Below are 17,124 nucleotides of genomic sequence, written 5' to 3'. Positions count from 1 at the left end.
CCGATAAATGAGTCTGGCGGGTCTCCCGCTCTGGCCCGTCGCCGGCATCTTCGTGATGGCGGCGGCGGTGATCGCGCTGGCGGGCGTCAGGCTCGCCCATGTCGCGGATGCATTGGCCGACCGGACCGGCATGGGCGAGGTGGTGGCCGGCGCGCTCTTCGTCGGCGCGGCGACCTCGCTACCGGGCGCGATCACCTCCGTTTCCACCGCCGCGCAAGGCGCCTCCGAGCTTGCCGTGGGCAACGCGCTGGGCGGGCTGACCGCGCAGACTGCCTTCATCGCCGTAGCCGACCTGTTCTATCGGCGCGCCAATCTCGAACATGCGGCGGCTTCGGTCACCGGGCTGGCGCAGGGCGTCCTGCTGGTGGTGCTGCTGTCGATCCCGCTCATCGCCTCAACCGAGCCGCAGATCACCGTCTGGGGCGTGCACCCGGCTTCGCTGCTGATCCCGGTGGGCTACGGATTCGGCCTGCGGCTGCTGAGCCGCATTCACGACGACCCGATGTGGCACCCGGTCGACACCGACGAGACCCGCGAAGAGGTGTCAGAGCCGGATCGCGAAGGCGGCAAGTCCGATACCGGCCTTTGGCTGCGCTTCGCGCTCTATGCGGGTGCTACGGCGGTGGCAGGCTGGGTGATCGGCGAGGCGAGCCTCGCGCTGGTCGAGATCACCGGCATGGCCGAGAGCGCGGTGGGCACGATCTTTGCCGGCGTCGCCAATTCCCTGCCCGAACTGGTCACCGCCGTCGCCGCGGTCCGGATCGGCGCGGTCAGCCTCGCGGTGGGCGACGTAATCGGCGGCAATGCCTTCGAGGTGATGTTCCTGTCGGCCGCCGACTTCTTCGACGAGGGGTCGATCTATGGGGCGATGACCGCTGCCGACCGCACCACTGCGCTGATCGCGATGCTGATGACCGGGGTGCTGCTGCTCGGAATGCTGCGGCGCGAGAAGACCGGCCCGGTGCGGATCGGATTCGAGAGCGTGATCGTGCTGGGTCTTTATGCAGGCTCCGTGGCACTGGTGCTTCTATGACGGCCTGTATCGGAACAATGCGTTGCGCCTCTTGCGCAAACGCGCCAGAGAGCCGCACCGTAATCGTTGCGTGCCACAGGGGAGACAGCACCGCATGACATATCTTCAGACGCTCTTCGGCTGGCTCGGGGACGCGACATGGGGCTGGGCGCTGATCCCGTTCCTCGTCGTGCTCGGCGGTGCCTTCACCCTGCTCTCGGGCTTTGTCCAGCTGCGCTATTTCGGGCGCATGTGGGGCGTGCTGTCGGATGGCGGCGACCGTGACGGCGGCGTGTCCTCGCGCGAGGCGCTGCTGGTGTCGATCGGTGGCCGGGTCGGTGGCGGCAACATCGCCGGCGTCGCGGTGGCGATCACGCTCGGCGGACCCGGTGCGGTGTTTTGGATGTGGGTGGTCGCGCTGATCGGCATGGCGACCTCGCTGTTCGAATGCGCGCTGGCCCAGCTCTACAAGCGGACCGAGCCCGACGGCACCTTCCGCGGCGGCCCGGCGCAATACATCCGCCACGGGCTCGGCGCCAATTTCAGCTGGCTCGCCGTGCTCTACGCGATCTGCCTTCTGGCCTCCTTCGGTCTCGGCTTCTCGGCCTTCCAGGGCAACACCGTCGCCGTCGCCGCGCAGGACAGCCTCGGGCTCGACCCGATCTGGGTCGGTCTCGGTCTGGCGCTGGTCACGCTGGTGATCGTCTTTGGCGGCATCAAGCGGATCGCCCGCGTCTCCGACGTGATCATCCCGATCATGGCGATCGGCTACATCGTGCTGGCGCTGGCGGTGATCGTGCTCAACCTCACCGAGGTGCCGCAGGCGCTGTGGACCATCGTCGCCAACGCCGTGGGTCTCGAGGAAGCCGTGGGCGGCGGCATCGGTGCAGCCGTCTCGCAGGGCATGCGGCGCGGCCTGTTCTCCAACGAGGCGGGCCTCGGCTCGGCGCCCAACGTCGCGGCGGCGGCGGCGGTGCCGCACCCGATCAGCCAGGGCATCGTGCAGTCGCTGTCGGTGTTCATCGACACCATCATCATCTGCACCTGCACGGCGCTGGTGATCCTGCTCGGCGACGTCTACGTGCCCGGCGCGACCGATGTCGATGGCGTGGCGCTGACCCAGCAGAGCCTTGTCGGCCATCTGGGCGACTGGTCGCAATACTTCCTGACCGGCGCGGTGCTGCTCTTCGCCTTCAGCTCGATCATCTACAACTACTATCTCGGTGAGACCGCGCTGACCGTGCTGTCGGACACCAAGATCGCCCGGCTGCTGCTGCGTCTTGCGGTGCCGCTGGTCGTGTTCCTCGGCGCCGCGGCGCCCGGTGCCACGGCGGTGTTCTTCTTCTCCGACCCGCTGATGGGGCTGCTGGCGCTGGTCAACCTGCTGGCGCTGGCGATGCTGTTCCCGGTCGGGCTGCGGCTGCTGGCCGACTACCGTCGCCAGCTGCGCGCCGGGGCGGTCGAGCCGGTGCTTGAGATCTCGGATTACGCCGACCTCGACCTCGACCGCGACGCCTGGGCCGCGCCGGCCCGGACCCGTCCGCTCGGCTGACCGGACGATCCGAACGATCCGGAAAAGGGGGCGGCGACGCCCCCTTTTTCATGCGCCTCAGAGATCGGCGGGCGGGTTGTGACGCCCCGGCCGCGAGCGGTAGGCCGGCAGCGACCAGCTGCGCCACAGCGCCACGATCCTTAGCGCGAAGGCCAGCCCGAACCCGGCCAGCGCCGCCGCCTCGCGCGGAGCGCCGAAGCTCGCCAAGGCGGCGCAGCCAGCCGCGCCCAGCATCGAGGCCGCGACATAGATCTCGCGGCGCAGGATCACCGAGGGCTCCTGACCCAGCGTGTCGCGGATGATGCCGCCGACATTGGCGGTGATCACGCCCATGGCGATCGCCACCGTCACCCCCGCACCCGCATCGAGCGCCTTGAGCGTGCCGACCACGCTCACCAGCGCCATGCCGAAGGCATCGAGCCACAGGATGTAGCGATAGCGGTATTCCATCAGATGCGCGGCGAAATGCGTGACGATGGCGGTCAGGATGCAGGCGATCACCGGGGTCGGGTCCTCGACCCAGAACACCGGCTGGCCGAGGATCAGGTCGCGCGTGGTGCCACCGCCGACGCCGGTGATCACCGCGAACCAGACGAAACCGAGGATGTCGAGCTCCTTGCGCGAGGCGACCAGCGCGCCGGTGGCGGCGAAGGAGACGGCGGAAATGAGATCGAGCGCCGCGAGCAGCGGTGCGATGGGCAGGTCCATGTCGGGGCTCCGGGCGTCAGGAGGGCGCGCGCCCTCCTAGCCGCTGCCGGGGCGGTGTCAACGTGGCCGGCAGCGCGAGATCAGGCGGCGAGCGGTGCGTAGGCGTCGCGCAGGCGCACCAGATCGTCGATCCGGCCCGAGGCCATCATCTGCAGCGGGCTGCGACCGGCCAGCGCGGGCTGGCGCGCGCGGATCCAGTCGGCCGCCCCGAGCCCGGCGCTGGCGGTGCGAGTAGCAAGATGGATGTCGCGCAGAAGCGCCATACGGCGGAGCCGCTCGCGGTCGACGATCTCGACGCAGCCGGCGCACCAGCGGCGCCAGCTCTCGGGCTGCATCCCGCCGAGGATCGCCACCATCTGCGCGTCGCCCAGCTCCCAGACCCGTGCCAGCAGAACGGCGGTGCGCACCAGGGGCCCGGTCTCGGCGGGGCTGACGGGGCGCTCGGGGGAAATGGCGGTACCGATGGCTGCGAACAAGAGCGATCTCCTAGGCTGTCCCCTCCGCGTATACCCGAGACGGCTTTCGCATTCACAAACTGTTCCAGAGGGATGCAGCAATGAGCAATTATTTGCCGATATCGCGGGCCTCGAGCGGCCCGGCGCGCGATTCCGCGGCACTCAGCGCCGCGCCGATGCGCCCGGCCATGTGATCGATGAACAGCCGGATCTTGGGATCCTGCAACCGTCGATGGGTGAACAGGCAGGCCATCTGCACCGGCAGCGGCGGCGTCTCGGTGCAGACCGCGACCAGCCGCCCGGCCGCGAGATGCTCGGCGATCTCGAAGACCGGCTTCATCGCGATCCCCGCGCCGTCCAGCGCCCAGTCGGTCAGCACGTCGCCATCATCGCATTCCAGCCGCCCCGAGACGGCATGGGCCTGCGGGCCATCGGGGGTCTGCAGGGTCCAGCGGAACTCGGTCGCGCCGGGAAAGCGCAGGTTCAGGCAATCATGGCCCTGCGCTACCAGATCGGCCCCGTCCCGGGGCGCGCCGCGCCGGGCGATGTAATCTGGCGCGGCGCAGAGCACACGCGCACAGGTGGCGATCTGCCGGATCGTCAGGTCGCTGTCGCGCGGCCGGCCGAGGAAGAAGCGCAGATCGATGGCTTCGGCGGCGAGATCGATGATCCGGTCCGAGAGGCGCAGTCGCAGATCGACCTGCGGATAGGCGGCGGCGAAGCCGGGCAGTTCGGGCGCGATCAGCCGCCGCCCCGCGCCGAGCGGTGCCGCGACATGGATCGTGCCACGCGGCGTTTCAGTGATCTGCGCCACCAGGGCTTCGGCCTCTTCGACCTTCTCGATCACCGCCACCGCACCATCGTAGAACCGGCGCCCCTGCTCGGTCGGGGCGAGGCTGCGGGTGGTGCGCTGGAACAGGCGCACGCCCAAATGGGCCTCGAGTTGGCCGATCCGGGCCGAGGCCACGGCGGCCGAGATCCGCAGGTCACGGCCGGCAGCCGACATCGATCCCAGCTCGTAGACCCTGACGAAGGTGCGGATGTTGTCGAGATAGGCCAAGTCGCGTCTCCGTGGCTGCCGGCCCATCGTTACGCCGCCGCGCGGTGCGGGGCCAGACCGCTCAGCCGAGGAAGTCGGGCCCGGTCATCAGTACCAGAAGCGGAAGCGGCGCGGTGGCCAGCACCAGCATCAGTGCCACCGGCAGGGGGCGGAACAAGCGGCTGGCGCCGGCGGCCATGAGGATGCCGCCACCGCCGCCGAGGATCGTGTTGCCCGGCAGGTTGATCAGCAGCGCCAGCAGAAGGTGGCGCCGGCGCAGCGCCCAGCCACGGGCCCAGCGCGGCACCGCCGCTTCCAGCCGGCGCAGCCGGGTATCGGGATCCGTCTTGCGCTGGCGTTCAAGCGCCGCGGCCGCCCGCTCCATACCGAGACGCTGGAGCATCGCGCAGGCCCGCGGCGCCGAAAGCCCGCGGCCGACGAGAAAGGCCAGCATCAGCCCGACGGCGGTGGCGGCCCAAACCACCGGTGCTGCCGCCGCGCCATGGGTCATCAGCAGCGCCAGCCCGATCTCGGCCCCGGGCACGAAGGGGATTGCCAACAGCAGGGCATAGAGCAGCAGCAACCCGAGCAGCGTCAGCCCCAGAAGTTCGATCCGGCCCTGGGCCGCCATTTCGGCCACGAAGCCGCGCAGCCAGACGCCGAACCACAGCGCAGCCGCGACCAGCACCGCGACGAGCGCGAGGCGCAGGATCAGTCTGGGCAGGGGAACGGGCATCGGATCTCCGGGGAGGGGGCAACCCGGCCTGTTTATGGCGGGCAAGGGTGAAGAGCCAGTGCACGCCCGGCCGGACCTAACCGGGCCGAGCCACCACGACCCGCGTGTTCCATTCAACGCAGCGCCGCGCCAACGGTTCAGGCAGCGGTGCATCGGTGTAGAACACGTCGAGCTCGCGCAGCGAGGCGATCCGAGCCGGGGCGGAGCGCGAGAACTTGGAACGGTCGGCCACCAGAACGGTGCGGCGCGAGCGGCGGATCAGCTCGTGGTTCACGCCGACCTCCTCGATGTCGAAATCAAGAAGGTCGCCCTCCTCGTCGAGCGCCGAGCAGCCGATCACGGCGAGGTCGAACTTGAACTGCTGCACGGTCTGGGTGGTCAGCGACCCGACCAGCCCGCCATCGGCCCGCCGCAGCGTGCCGCCGGCGACGATCACCTGCGCCTCGGCATTCTCGGCGAGGATATGGGCGACGTTGATGTTGTTGGTCACCACCATCAGGCCGCGATGCCGCAGCAGCGCCCGCGCCACCGCCTCGGTCGAGGTGCCGATGTTGAGGAAGATCGAGGCATCGTCGGGGATCTCGGCGGCGCAGGCCGCGGCGATGGCGGCCTTGGGCCCGGGGTTGAGCGTGCGGCGATGCTCGTAGCCGATATTGACCGTGCCGGAGGGCAGCACCGCGCCGCCATGCACCCGGTCGAGCCGCCCGGCCTCGGCCAGCTCGGTGAGATCGCGGCGGATCGTCTGCAGCGTCACGTTGAAATGCTCGGCCAGCCCTTCCACAGTCACCCGCCCGTCGCGGCGGGCAATCTCGAGGATCTCGGGCTGGCGAAAGCTCTGGGACATGGGTGGGCTCCTGCGGCGATGTTCCATCATGCGCGGTTTCGCTCGAAACGCAACAGAACGCGGCATTGCGTTGCCCGCACCGCCCCAGGCCCTCGCCTTTCGCGTGCAATCGCGGGGGTTTGCAGTGGTTCGCAATGCGAAAAAAGCGAACCGAAACGAAAAATTGTTCTTGCCAGACGCGCGCGCCGGGGGCAGTGTCACGGGCAATCGAACACCGGACGGGAGGGTCCACGTGTCGCAAAGCCCGACATCCGAGCCGGTCTCCGATCTCTTCGTGATCGGCGGTGGCATCAATGGCTGCGGCATCGCCCGTGACGCTGCCGGGCGCGGCCTCTCGGTGGTGCTGGCCGAGATGGGCGATCTTGCTCAGGCAACCTCCTCCGCCTCGACCAAGCTGTTCCATGGCGGGCTGCGCTACCTCGAATATTTCGAGTTCCGGCTGGTGCGCGAGGCGCTGATCGAGCGCGAGACCTTGCTCAGGGCCATGCCGCACATCTCCTGGCCGATGCGCTTCGTGCTGCCCTATCACCCCTCGATGCGCTTCGAGAGCGATACGCCGACTTCCAAGCTTCTGGGCACGGTGATGCCGTGGATGCGCGGGCGTCGCCCGGCCTGGCTGATCCGGCTCGGCCTCTTCATGTACGACCATCTGGGCGGGCGGAAGATCTTGCCCGGCACCCGCACCGTCGACCTGAAGAACGACCCGGCGGGCGGCCCGCTCGATCCTAAGTTCGAGACCGCCTACGAGTATTCCGACTGCTGGGTCGAGGATTCGCGGCTGGTCGCGCTCAATGCCCGCGACGCCGAGTCGCGCGGCGCGACGATCATGACCCGGACCAAGGTGCTGAGCGCTGCGCGCGAAGACGGAATCTGGGTGGTCGAGACCGAAGACCAGCCCGGCGGCGCCCGCCGCACCCATCGCGCGCGGATGCTGGTCAATGCCGGCGGACCTTGGGTGGGCCGGCTGCTCGAAGGCGCGATCGACGTCGAGACCCGCGACGGCGTGCGGCTGGTGCGCGGCAGCCATATCGTGACCAAGCGGCTCTACGATCACGACAAGTGCTATTTCTTCCAGGGCACGGATGGGCGGATCATCTTCGCGATCCCCTACGAGACCGATTTCACGCTGATCGGCACCACCGATGCGGACCACCCCGATCCGTCGCAGCCCGCAGTCTGCACCCCCGAGGAGCAGGAGTATCTGTGCCGCTTCGCCAGCCGCTACTTCGCCCGGCCGGTGACGCGCGACGACATCGTCTGGACCTATTCCGGTGTCCGCCCGCTCTATGATGACGGCGCCTCGAGCGCGACGGCGGCGACGCGCGACTACACGCTCAAGGTCGAGGCCGAGGGCGGCGCGCCGGTGCTCAACGTCTTCGGCGGCAAGATCACCACCTATCGCCGGCTTGCCGAGAGTGCGCTGGAAAAGATCGCGCCGTTCTTCGACGGCGTGAAGGGGCCCTGGACCGCAGGGGCGCCGCTTCCGGGGGGCGATTTCCCGGTCGACGGGGTCGAGGCGCTGATCGCTGGGCTCGAGGCGGATTACCCGTTCCTCGACCACGTCTGGGCGCGGCGGCTGGTGCGCGCCTACGGCACCGAGGCGCGCGTCATTCTCGGCGCGGCGCGGCGTGCCGAGGATCTGGGTCGAGATTTCGGCGCGACGCTCAGCGAGGCCGAGGTCGCGTGGCTGATGGAAAAGGAATACGCTCGCAGCGCGGATGACGTGCTGTGGCGGCGATCGAAGCTGGGGCTGCGCCTGTCGGGAGACCAGGTCGCGGCGCTGGAGGACTGGATGCAAGGAGAGAGGGTCGCGCGGCACGGCTGAGGCCGCCGCTCGGCAGGGAGGACGACAATGACGCTGACGCTGGAGGGCGTGTCGAAGCGGGTGGAGGGTCAGACCCATATCCACCGCACCGATCTCACGTTGCAAAACGGCACGATGAACGTGCTCCTGGGCCCGACCTTGTCGGGCAAGACGTCGTTGATGCGACTGATGGCGGGGCTCGACGCGCCCACGACGGGCCGCATCCTGTGGAACGGCGAGGACGTGACCGGAGTGCGGGTGCAGGACCGCAAGGTGGCGATGGTCTACCAGCAGTTCATCAACTACCCGTCCATGACGGTCTACGACAACATCGCCTCGCCGATGCGGATCTCGGGCAAGTCCAAGAGCGAGATCGACGCCGCGGTGCGCAAATCGGCCGAGATGATGAAGCTCACGCCCTTTCTCGACCGCAAGCCGCTCGAGCTGTCGGGCGGCCAGCAGCAGCGCTGCGCGCTGGCCCGCGCGCTGGTGAAGGATGCGGGTCTGGTGCTGCTCGACGAGCCGCTGGCCAATCTCGACTACAAGCTGCGCGAGGAGCTGCGCGCCGAAATCCCCAAGATCTTCGAAGAGGCTGGCTCGATCTTCGTCTACGCCACCACCGAGCCGGAGGAGGCGCTGCTGCTGGGCGGCCATGTCGCGACGCTCTGGGAGGGGCGGGTGACCCAGTTCGGCGAGACGCCGCAGGTCTATCGCCACCCGGTGGACGCGACCACGGCGCGGGTCTTCTCCGATCCGCCGATGAACTTCCTGCCCTTCGAGAAGCGCGGCGGCAGCCTGCATCTCGACGGCGGGCGCGAGGTGCCGGCCGCGGGCGCGCTGGGCGCACTGCGCGACGGGCGCTACATGGGCGGCTTCCGGCCCAACCACATGGAGCTTGAGCGCAGCGGCGCGGGCGACATCGCCTTCGAGACCCGGCTCGCGGTGACCGAGATCACCGGCTCCGAGACCTTCGTGCATCTCGATCATCACGGCACCCGCTGGGTCGGGCTGATCCATGGCGTGCGCAACCTCCGTCCCGGACAGGCACTGACCGCCTATCTCGACCCGGCGCATGTCTATGTCTTCGCCGAGGACGGCCCGCTCGTCGCCCCTGCCGCTTACGTGGAGGCCGCCTGACATGGCCAAGATCACGCTCGACAACCTCGCGCATTCCTATCTGAAGCACCCGCAATCCGACGATGACTGGGCGCTCAAGGAGCTCAATCACGACTGGGTCGACGGCGAGGCCTACGCGCTGCTGGGCTCCTCGGGCTGCGGCAAGTCCACGCTGTTGAACATCATATCGGGGCTGCTGCGGCCGAGCCGGGGTCGCATCCTGTTCGACGGGCGCGACGTGACCGACGCGCCGACGGCCGAGCGCAACATCGCGCAGGTGTTCCAGTTTCCGGTGGTCTACGACACGATGAGCGTGGGCGAGAACCTCGCCTTTCCGCTCAAGAACCGCGGTGCCGATCCGAAATACATCGCCGAGCGGGTCAACGCGATCGCTGCGATGATCGGCATGGAGGAACAGCTCAAGCGCAAGGCGCGCGGGCTCACAGCCGACGCCAAGCAGAAGATCTCGCTCGGTCGCGGCATGGTGCGCGAGGACGTGAACGCGCTTCTCTTCGACGAGCCGCTGACCGTGATCGACCCGCATATGAAGTGGGAGCTTCGGACCCAGCTCAAGCAGCTGCACCACGATTTCGGCCACACGATGATCTACGTCACCCATGACCAGACCGAGGCGCTGACCTTCGCCGACAAGGTGGTGGTGATGTATGACGGTCGCGTGGTGCAGATCGGCACGCCGCAGGAGCTGTTCGAGCGGCCGGCGCATACCTTCGTCGGCTTCTTCATCGGCTCGCCCGGCATGAACCTGTTCGACGCCCAGGTCTCGGGCACGACCGCCACCGTACAGGGCGTGTCGGTGCCGCTGGGCGACAGCTACGCCCCGGTGGCGGGGCAGGTGCAGATCGGCGTGCGCCCTGAATTCGTCCGGCTGCATGCGGGCGGCGAGGGGCTGCCCGCGCGCATCACCCGGGTCGAGGATGTCGGCCGCCACAAGATCGTCCGGCTCGATGTCGGCGGCACGGCCGCCAACGCGATCCTCGACGAGGGCACGCCGGTGCCGGCGGGCGCCGACCGGGTGAGCTTCGATGCGGACGCCATCAACGTCTATGCCGACGACTGGCGCGTCGCGCCGCAGAACCTGCAGGGGAGGGCCGCGTGATGAACAAGACCGTCAACCAGAAGGCCTGGTTCCTCGTCCTGCCGGTGCTGATCCTCGTCGGCTTCTCGGCGGTGATCCCGCTGATGACCGTGGTGAACTATTCCGTGCAGGACACCTTCGGCAACAACGTCTTCTTCTGGGCCGGGCTCGACTGGTTCCGCGACATGCTCGAGAGCGAGCGGATGTGGAACGCGCTGGGCCGCCAGCTGGTCTTCTCCGGTATCATCCTCGCGATCGAGGTGCCGCTGGGCATCTTCGTCGCCCTCAACATGCCGAAGAAGGGGTTCTGGGCCTCGTTCTGCCTCGTGCTGATGTCGCTGCCGCTGCTGATCCCGTGGAACGTGGTCGGCACGATCTGGCAGATCTTCGGCCGGGTCGACATCGGTCTGCTGGGCTACGTGCTCGCCAAGCTGGGCGTGAACTACAACTACACCCAGAACGTGATCGACGCCTGGGCCACGGTCATCGTCATGGATGTCTGGCACTGGACCTCGCTGGTGGCGCTGCTGGCCTATGCGGGTCTGCAATCGATCCCCGACGCCTATTACCAAGCCGCCAAGATCGACCAGGCCTCGCGTTGGAAGGTGTTCCGCTTCATCGAGCTGCCGAAGATGGCCGGCGTGTTGATGATCGCGATCCTGCTGCGGTTCATGGACAGTTTCATGATCTATACCGAGCCCTTCGTCGTCACCGGCGGCGGTCCGGGCAACGCCACCACCTTCCTGTCGATCGACCTCGTGAAGATGGCGCTGGGGCAGTTCGACCTCGGCCCGGCGGCGGCCTTCAGCCTGATGTACTTCCTCGTCATCCTGCTGATCTCCTGGGTGTTCTACACCGTCATGACCAACCTCGACAAAAGGGATGGTGTCTGATGAGCGATGTGACCTCCGCCCCCGGCGCGGCCTCGATCCCCGGCGACGTCAGCGCCGCCGAACCGCAGGCCCGCACCCGTCGCCGGTTCCGGCCGAACGGCTCGATGATCGTGATGGTGCTCTACCTGCTGTTCCTGATGCTGCCGATCTACTGGCTGCTGAACATGAGCCTGAAGACCAATGCGGAGATCCTGTCGGGCTTCTCGCTCTGGCCGCGTAACCTGACGCTGGCCAATTACGAGAAGATCCTGTCCGACCCGTCCTGGTACATGGGCTACGTCAACTCGATCATCTACGTGACGATGAACACCGTCCTGTCGATCGTGGTGGCGCTGCCCGCGGCCTATGCCTTCTCGCGCTACCGCTTCATGGGTGACAAGCACCTGTTCTTCTGGCTGCTGACCAACCGCATGGCGCCGCCCGCGGTCTTCGCGCTGCCCTTCTTCCAGCTCTACTCCTCGGTCGGGCTGTTCGACACCCATATCGCGGTGGCGCTGGCGCATACCCTGTTCAACGTGCCGCTGGCGGTCTGGATTCTCGAGGGTTTCATGCGCGGCGTGCCGCGCGAGATCGACGAGACCGCCTATATTGACGGCTATTCCTTTCCGAAGTTCTTCGTGAAGATCTTCATGCCGCTGATCGCGAGCGGCATCGGTGTTGCCGCCTTCTTCTGCTTCATGTTCAGCTGGGTGGAGCTGCTGCTGTCGCGCACGCTCACCTCCGTGGACGCCAAGCCGATTGCGGCGACGATGACGCGGACGGTCTCGGCTTCGGGCCTCGACTGGGGCGTGCTGGCGGCGGCGGGGGTCCTGACGATCCTGCCCGGCGCGCTCGTGATCTGGTTCGTGCGCAATTACATCGCCAAGGGCTTTGCCCTCGGCCGCGTCTGAGAGAGGAGAGACGACATGGCATGGATGGCATGGACGATCCCCACGGCGATCTTCTTCGGCTCGATCGCGGCGTTGCTGGTGATCTTCACGGTGCTGGCGATCCGCTTTCCCGAGACGCCGCGCACCGGCGTGCTGGGGATCGAGACGACGCGCGGCGACCGGCTCTTCATCACGCTCCTGGGCTCCGCGTTCATCAATCTCGCCTGGCTAGGCCTCGTCGATGCGGCCCAGCCCTGGGCGATGCTGGTCTGCCTCGTCTACGCCGCAGCGGTGTTCCGCTGGGTCTGACAGGTTCGTTCGGCGCCGTTCAGGGAGGGCGGCGTCTTTGCTCGGTTCGACAAATGGGAGGAAACCATATGAACCCGCTTCTGAAGTCCACCACCGCGCTGGGCCTCGCGCTCGGCCTCTTGGCCGGGCCGGCCATGGCCGACATGGCCGCGGCCACCAAGTTCCTCGACGAGGAAATCGAGCGCTCCACCCTCACCCGCGAGGAGCAGGAAGCCGAGATGCAGTGGTTCATCGACGCCGCCGAGCCGTTCTCGGGCATGTCGATCAACGTGGTCTCCGAAACCATCCCCACGCATGAATACGAAGCCACCGTGCTGGCCCCGGCCTTCACCGCGATCACCGGCATCAACGTCACCCACGACCTGATCGGCGAAGGCGACGTGGTCGAGAAGCTGCAGACGCAGATGCAGTCGGGCGAGAACATCTACGACGCCTATGTCAACGACTCCGACCTGATCGGCACCCATTGGCGCTATCAGCAGGCGCGCAGCCTGACCGACTGGATGGCGAACGAAGGCGCCGATGTCACCAGCCCGACCCTGAATCTCGACGACTTCATCGGGCTGCAGTTCACCACCGGTCCGGATGGTGAACTCTACCAGTTGCCCGACCAGCAGTTCGCGAACCTCTACTGGTTCCGCCACGACTGGTTCACCGACGAAAAGAACATGGCGGATTTCGAGGCCGAATACGGCTATCCGCTCGGCGTCCCGGTCAACTGGTCGGCCTATGAGGACATCGCCGCCTTCTTCACCGGGCGCGACCTGAGCCACATGGGCGTCGAGGGCGAGGTCTTCGGCCACATGGATTACGGCAAGAAGGACCCGAGCCTCGGCTGGCGTTTCACCGATGCGTGGATGTCGATGGCCGGCATGGGCGATAAGGGCGAGCCCAACGGCCTGCCGGTCGACGAATGGGGCGTGCGCGTCAACGAGAACAGCCAGCCCGTGGGCTCCTGCGTGGCCCGCGGCGGTGCGACCAACTCGCCCGCGGCCGTCTACGCGATCGAGAAGTATGTCGACTGGCTCAAGGCCTATGCGCCGCCCGCCGCCGCTGGCATGACCTTCTCCGAGTCCGGCCCGGTGCCGGCGCAGGGCCAGATCGCCCAGCAGATGTTCATGTACACCACCTTTGTGCCCTCGCTGGTCGAAGAGGGTATTCCGGTCGTGAACGAAGACGGATCGCCCAAGTGGCGCCTCGCGCCCAGCCCGCACGGGGTTTACTGGGAAGAGGGCATGAAGGTCGGCTATCAGGACGTGGGGTCCTGGACCCTGCTCGACAGCACCCCTGTCGACGAAGCCAAGGCGGCGTGGCTCTATGCCCAGTTCGTCACCTCGCAGACCGTGGACGTGGAGAAGTCCCATGCGGGCCTGACCTTCATCCGCGAGTCGACGATCCAGCACGAAAGCTTCTCCGAGCGTGCTTCTGCCTTGGGTGGTCTCGTGGAGTTCTACCGCTCGCCCGACCGGGTGCGTTGGTCGCCGACCGGCACCAACATCCCCGACTACCCCAAGCTGGCGCAGCTCTGGTGGCAGAACATCGGTGACGCCTCCTCGGGCGCCAAGACCGCGCAGGAGGCCCTCGACAGCCTCTGCGAGCAGCAGGAGCAGGTGCTCGAGCGGCTCGAGCGGGCCGGCATCCAAGGCGATCTGGGTCCGGTCATGAACGAGGAGCGGGATCCGCAGTACTGGCTCGACCAGCCCGGCGCGCCCAAGCCCAAGCTGGAGAACGAGGACGAGGAGCCCGAGACCATCAGCTACGAAGAGCTGATCAAGTCCTGGCAGTAAGCCCGTGAACGACCGGGGCCCGCGGGCCCCGGCCTCCCGCGCCGCGGAGCCTCCCCTCCGCGGCGCGTCCACTCAAGACAAGAGCTTCCGATGACCCACATCCTCGCCATCGATCAGGGCACCACCTCGAGCCGCGCCATCCTCTTCGACGGGCAGATGAAGATCGTGGACATGGCGCAGGAGGAGTTCCCGCAGCACTACCCCGACAGCGGCTGGGTCGAGCACGCCCCCGACGATCTGTGGCAGAGCACGCTGCGCGTCTGCCGCGCCGTGCTGGACAAGGCCGGCGTGGCCGCCACCGACATCGCCGGCATCGGCATCACCAACCAGCGCGAGACCACGCTGGTCTGGGAACGCGAGACCGGCCGTCCCATCCACAACGCCATCGTCTGGCAGGACCGCCGCACCGCCGCCTTCTGTCGCGACTGGCGCGAGCGCGGCGACGAGGAGACAGTCACCGCCAAGACCGGCCTGATCATCGACCCCTATTTCTCTGGCACCAAGCTGAAATGGATCCTCGACCACGCCGACGGCGCCCGCGACGGGGCGCGGGCGGGCGAGCTGCTGTTCGGCACGGTCGACAGCTGGCTGATCTGGAACCTCACCGGCGGCGCCGTGCACGCCACCGACGCCACCAATGCCTGCCGCACCATGCTCTACGACATCCACAAGGGATGCTGGAGCAGCACCATCTGCGGCATGCTCGACATTCCGATGGAGATGCTGCCCGAGGTGCGCGACTGCGCCGCCGATTTCGGCACCACCGAACTGCTCGGTGCCGCCATCCCGATCCTCGGCGTGGCGGGTGACCAGCAGGCGGCGACGCTGGGCCAGGCCTGCTTCGCCCCCGGCATGCTGAAATCCACCTATGGCACCGGCTGCTTCGCGCTCCTGAACACCGGGGAGACGCCGGTGCGGTCGACCCATCGGTTGCTGACCACCGTGGCCTACCAGCTCGACGGCAAGCCGACCTATGCGCTCGAAGGCTCGATCTTCATTGCGGGGGCCGTGGTGCAATGGCTGCGCGACGGGCTCGGCCTGATCGAGAAGGCCTCCGAGACGCAGCCCATGGCCGAGGCGGCCGATCCGCAGCAGCGGGTGATCATGGTCCCTGCCTTCACCGGCCTCGGCGCGCCCTATTGGGACCCCGACTGCCGTGGCGCGGTGTTCGGGCTCACCCGCAACACCGGTCCGCGCGAGATGGCGCGGGCGGCGCTGGAGAGCGTCGGCTACCAGACACGCGACTTGCTCGAGGCGATGCGCGCCGACTGGCAGGACGCCTCCGAGCGCGCAACGCTGCGCGTGGATGGCGGCATGAGCGCCAGCGACTGGACCATGCAGTTCCTCGCCGACATCACCGGCGCGCCGGTGGACCGCCCGGAGATCACCGAGACCACGGCGCTGGGCGTGGCCTGGCTCGCGGGGATGCGGGCCGGGATCTACCCGGACCAACAGGACTTCGCCGCGAACTGGAAGCTTGATCGCAGCTTCGCCCCTGCGATGGATGATGCGACCCGCGAGGAGGGCTACGCGGCCTGGGGCCGCGCCGTGGCGGCGACCCGGTCGGCATGAGCGGCTTCGAGATCCTGACCGCGGGACGCGTCGTGTTCGGCCGCGGCCGGGCCGCCGATGCCGTCGATGCGATCCGGGCCCATGGCACGCGGGTGCTGCTGCTGCGCGGTTCGCACGCCGCCGCGGACCGGCTCGCCGCCGATCTGCGCGCGCAAGGCTGCGCGGTCGAGGAGATCCGCCAGAAGGGCGAGCCGCTGCTCGATGACCTGGAAGCGATCGTGGCGCGCAGTCGCGAGATGCGGATCGACGTGGTCGCAGCGCTGGGCGGCGGCTCGGCGGTCGACATGGCCAAGGCGGCCGCCGCGCTGATCCCGGCACTGGGCCCGGCAATGCGTTACCTGGAAGTGGTAGGGGAGGGACGAACCCTCGAGGCGGCGCCATTGCCCTTCGTCGCGCTGCCCACCACCGCCGGCACCGGCGCCGAGGTGACCAAGAACGCGGTGATCGGCGTGCCCGAACATGGCCGCAAGGTATCCTTGCGCGACGCCCGCATGCTGGCCAACCTCGCCATCATCGATCCCGCGCTGACCGACGGCGCACCGCGCGACGTGACACTGGCCTCGGGGCTCGACGCGGTGACGCAGGTGATCGAGCCCTATCTCTCCTGCCGCGCCACGCCCTTCACCGATGCGCTGTGCCGCGACGCGATCCCGCGCGGGCTCACGGCGCTGGCTCGATTGATGCAGGGAGAGGACGCCGCTGCCCGCGATGATCTCGCGCTGACCAGCCTGTTCGGCGGGCTGGCGCTCGCCAATGCGGGGCTCGGCGCGGTGCATGGCTTCGCCGGGGTGCTCGGCGGCCGCACCGGGGCGGCCCATGGCGCGCTTTGCGGCCGACTGCTGCCGGGGGTGCTGCGCGCCAATGTGCGCGCCGTCGCGGAAGAGGGGGGCGACCTGTCCCGGCATGACGAGGTGGCGGGCTGGATCGGCGCGGCGCTGGGCGATGATGCCGACCCGATTGGGGTGCTGGAGCGCAGCATCACTGCGTGGGGCCTGCCAGGCCTCGCCACCTTGGGGGTAGGGGAAGCCGACATCCCGGACCTCGCCCGGGAGTCCCAGGCAACCTCCTCCATGCGGGGCAACCCGGTCGCGCTGTCGCAGCCCCAACTTGAGGCGATTCTGCGCGACAGCCTCTAGTCCAGGCACGGACTGCCGCGCATCGCCCGGATTGGCGGCGCGAGAAGTTTTTTGGCCGCGGTGACGTTTTTCCTGTTGCGACTCACCGAACCGGGGCATAAATAGCCCCTCACCGGCGGCGCAGAGATGCAGTGCTGGTGACGAAATTCCGAAGGGGACGAGGCGGCGCGCCGGACGATAGGGCGCAGTTGTTTGG

17 protein-coding genes are annotated in these 17,124 nt (G+C 68.1%); 11 read left to right on the top strand and 6 right to left on the bottom strand.

Annotated features, from left to right (window positions below):
* Nucleotides 1–7: 7 nt before the first annotated feature.
* Nucleotides 8–1,033: a sodium:calcium antiporter gene (locus tag FHS00_RS03045; protein WP_183469805.1), complete on the top strand. Its 1,026-nt coding sequence runs from the start codon at nucleotides 8–10 to the stop codon at nucleotides 1,031–1,033.
* Nucleotides 1,034–1,127: 94 nt separating this feature from the next.
* Nucleotides 1,128–2,564: an alanine/glycine:cation symporter family protein gene (locus FHS00_RS03040; RefSeq protein WP_183469803.1), complete on the top strand. Its 1,437-nt coding sequence runs from the start codon at nucleotides 1,128–1,130 to the stop codon at nucleotides 2,562–2,564.
* Between the two features lie 57 nt (nucleotides 2,565–2,621).
* On the opposite strand, the gene FHS00_RS03035 is transcribed toward FHS00_RS03040, so the two are convergent.
* The 5 genes from FHS00_RS03035 to FHS00_RS03015 all read right to left on the bottom strand — a co-directional run bounded on the left by FHS00_RS03035 (nucleotide 2,622) and on the right by FHS00_RS03015 (nucleotide 6,346).
* On the bottom strand, nucleotides 2,622–3,272 hold the full coding sequence (locus FHS00_RS03035) for a trimeric intracellular cation channel family protein (RefSeq protein WP_183469801.1): 651 nt from the start codon (nucleotides 3,270–3,272) through the stop codon (nucleotides 2,622–2,624).
* An 80-nt stretch (nucleotides 3,273–3,352) separates the two neighbouring features.
* On the bottom strand, nucleotides 3,353–3,748 hold the full coding sequence (locus FHS00_RS03030) for an antitoxin Xre/MbcA/ParS toxin-binding domain-containing protein (RefSeq protein WP_183469798.1): 396 nt from the start codon (nucleotides 3,746–3,748) through the stop codon (nucleotides 3,353–3,355).
* An 88-nt stretch (nucleotides 3,749–3,836) separates the two neighbouring features.
* Nucleotides 3,837–4,787 (bottom strand): LysR family transcriptional regulator, encoded by a 951-nt coding sequence (locus FHS00_RS03025; protein WP_183469796.1) that lies wholly within the window; start codon nucleotides 4,785–4,787, stop codon nucleotides 3,837–3,839.
* Between the two features lie 61 nt (nucleotides 4,788–4,848).
* Nucleotides 4,849–5,502 carry a hypothetical protein gene (locus tag FHS00_RS03020; protein ID WP_183469794.1) on the bottom strand — a complete coding sequence of 218 codons (654 nt, stop codon included), beginning with the start codon at nucleotides 5,500–5,502 and terminating at the stop codon, nucleotides 4,849–4,851.
* Between the two features lie 76 nt (nucleotides 5,503–5,578).
* Nucleotides 5,579–6,346 carry a DeoR/GlpR family DNA-binding transcription regulator gene (locus FHS00_RS03015; protein WP_183469793.1) on the bottom strand — a complete coding sequence of 256 codons (768 nt, stop codon included), beginning with the start codon at nucleotides 6,344–6,346 and terminating at the stop codon, nucleotides 5,579–5,581.
* A gap of 232 nt (nucleotides 6,347–6,578) precedes the next feature.
* Here FHS00_RS03015 and glpD point away from each other — a divergent pair, with 232 nt between their 5' ends.
* From glpD to FHS00_RS02970, 9 genes are all read left to right on the top strand, one after another.
* Nucleotides 6,579–8,171 (top strand): glycerol-3-phosphate dehydrogenase, encoded by a 1,593-nt coding sequence (gene glpD / locus FHS00_RS03010; RefSeq protein ID WP_183469790.1) that lies wholly within the window; start codon nucleotides 6,579–6,581, stop codon nucleotides 8,169–8,171.
* Nucleotides 8,172–8,198: 27 nt separating this feature from the next.
* Nucleotides 8,199–9,287 carry an ABC transporter ATP-binding protein gene (locus FHS00_RS03005; RefSeq protein ID WP_183469788.1) on the top strand — a complete coding sequence of 363 codons (1,089 nt, stop codon included), beginning with the start codon at nucleotides 8,199–8,201 and terminating at the stop codon, nucleotides 9,285–9,287.
* 1 nt (nucleotide 9,288) lies between these two features.
* The gene (locus FHS00_RS03000; RefSeq protein ID WP_183469787.1) at nucleotides 9,289–10,383 is read left to right on the top strand and encodes an ABC transporter ATP-binding protein; all 1,095 of its coding nucleotides are present in this window, start codon (nucleotides 9,289–9,291) and stop codon (nucleotides 10,381–10,383) included.
* Nucleotides 10,383–11,255 carry a carbohydrate ABC transporter permease gene (locus FHS00_RS02995; protein WP_183469785.1) on the top strand — a complete coding sequence of 291 codons (873 nt, stop codon included), beginning with the start codon at nucleotides 10,383–10,385 and terminating at the stop codon, nucleotides 11,253–11,255. The genes FHS00_RS03000 and FHS00_RS02995 overlap by 1 nt, the downstream gene beginning before the upstream one ends.
* On the top strand, nucleotides 11,255–12,145 hold the full coding sequence (locus FHS00_RS02990; RefSeq protein ID WP_183469783.1) for a carbohydrate ABC transporter permease: 891 nt from the start codon (nucleotides 11,255–11,257) through the stop codon (nucleotides 12,143–12,145). Before FHS00_RS02995 ends, FHS00_RS02990 begins: the two co-directional genes overlap by 1 nt.
* A gap of 15 nt (nucleotides 12,146–12,160) precedes the next feature.
* Entirely contained in the window at nucleotides 12,161–12,433 is a 273-nt protein-coding gene (locus FHS00_RS02985; protein WP_183469781.1) for a DUF2160 domain-containing protein, read from the top strand.
* A 68-nt stretch (nucleotides 12,434–12,501) separates the two neighbouring features.
* The gene (locus FHS00_RS02980; RefSeq protein WP_183469779.1) at nucleotides 12,502–14,220 is read left to right on the top strand and encodes an ABC transporter substrate-binding protein; all 1,719 of its coding nucleotides are present in this window, start codon (nucleotides 12,502–12,504) and stop codon (nucleotides 14,218–14,220) included.
* Nucleotides 14,221–14,310: 90 nt separating this feature from the next.
* Nucleotides 14,311–15,792 carry a glycerol kinase GlpK gene (gene glpK, locus FHS00_RS02975; protein WP_183469777.1) on the top strand — a complete coding sequence of 494 codons (1,482 nt, stop codon included), beginning with the start codon at nucleotides 14,311–14,313 and terminating at the stop codon, nucleotides 15,790–15,792.
* Nucleotides 15,789–16,928: an iron-containing alcohol dehydrogenase gene (locus FHS00_RS02970; RefSeq protein ID WP_183469775.1), complete on the top strand. Its 1,140-nt coding sequence runs from the start codon at nucleotides 15,789–15,791 to the stop codon at nucleotides 16,926–16,928. The genes glpK and FHS00_RS02970 overlap by 4 nt, the downstream gene beginning before the upstream one ends.
* Here the strand turns inward: FHS00_RS02970 and FHS00_RS17565 are convergent.
* Nucleotides 16,925–17,124: hypothetical protein (locus FHS00_RS17565; RefSeq protein ID WP_221188699.1), on the bottom strand; the 200-nt coding region annotated here is incomplete at its 5' end. The genes FHS00_RS02970 and FHS00_RS17565 overlap by 4 nt on opposite strands.

This window comes from Limimaricola variabilis (assembly GCF_014195545.1).
Lineage (GTDB): Bacteria > Pseudomonadota > Alphaproteobacteria > Rhodobacterales > Rhodobacteraceae > Limimaricola > Limimaricola variabilis.
The sequence above is the reverse complement of the archived record's forward strand: the minus strand, read 5'-3'. Positions and strand labels throughout refer to the sequence as shown.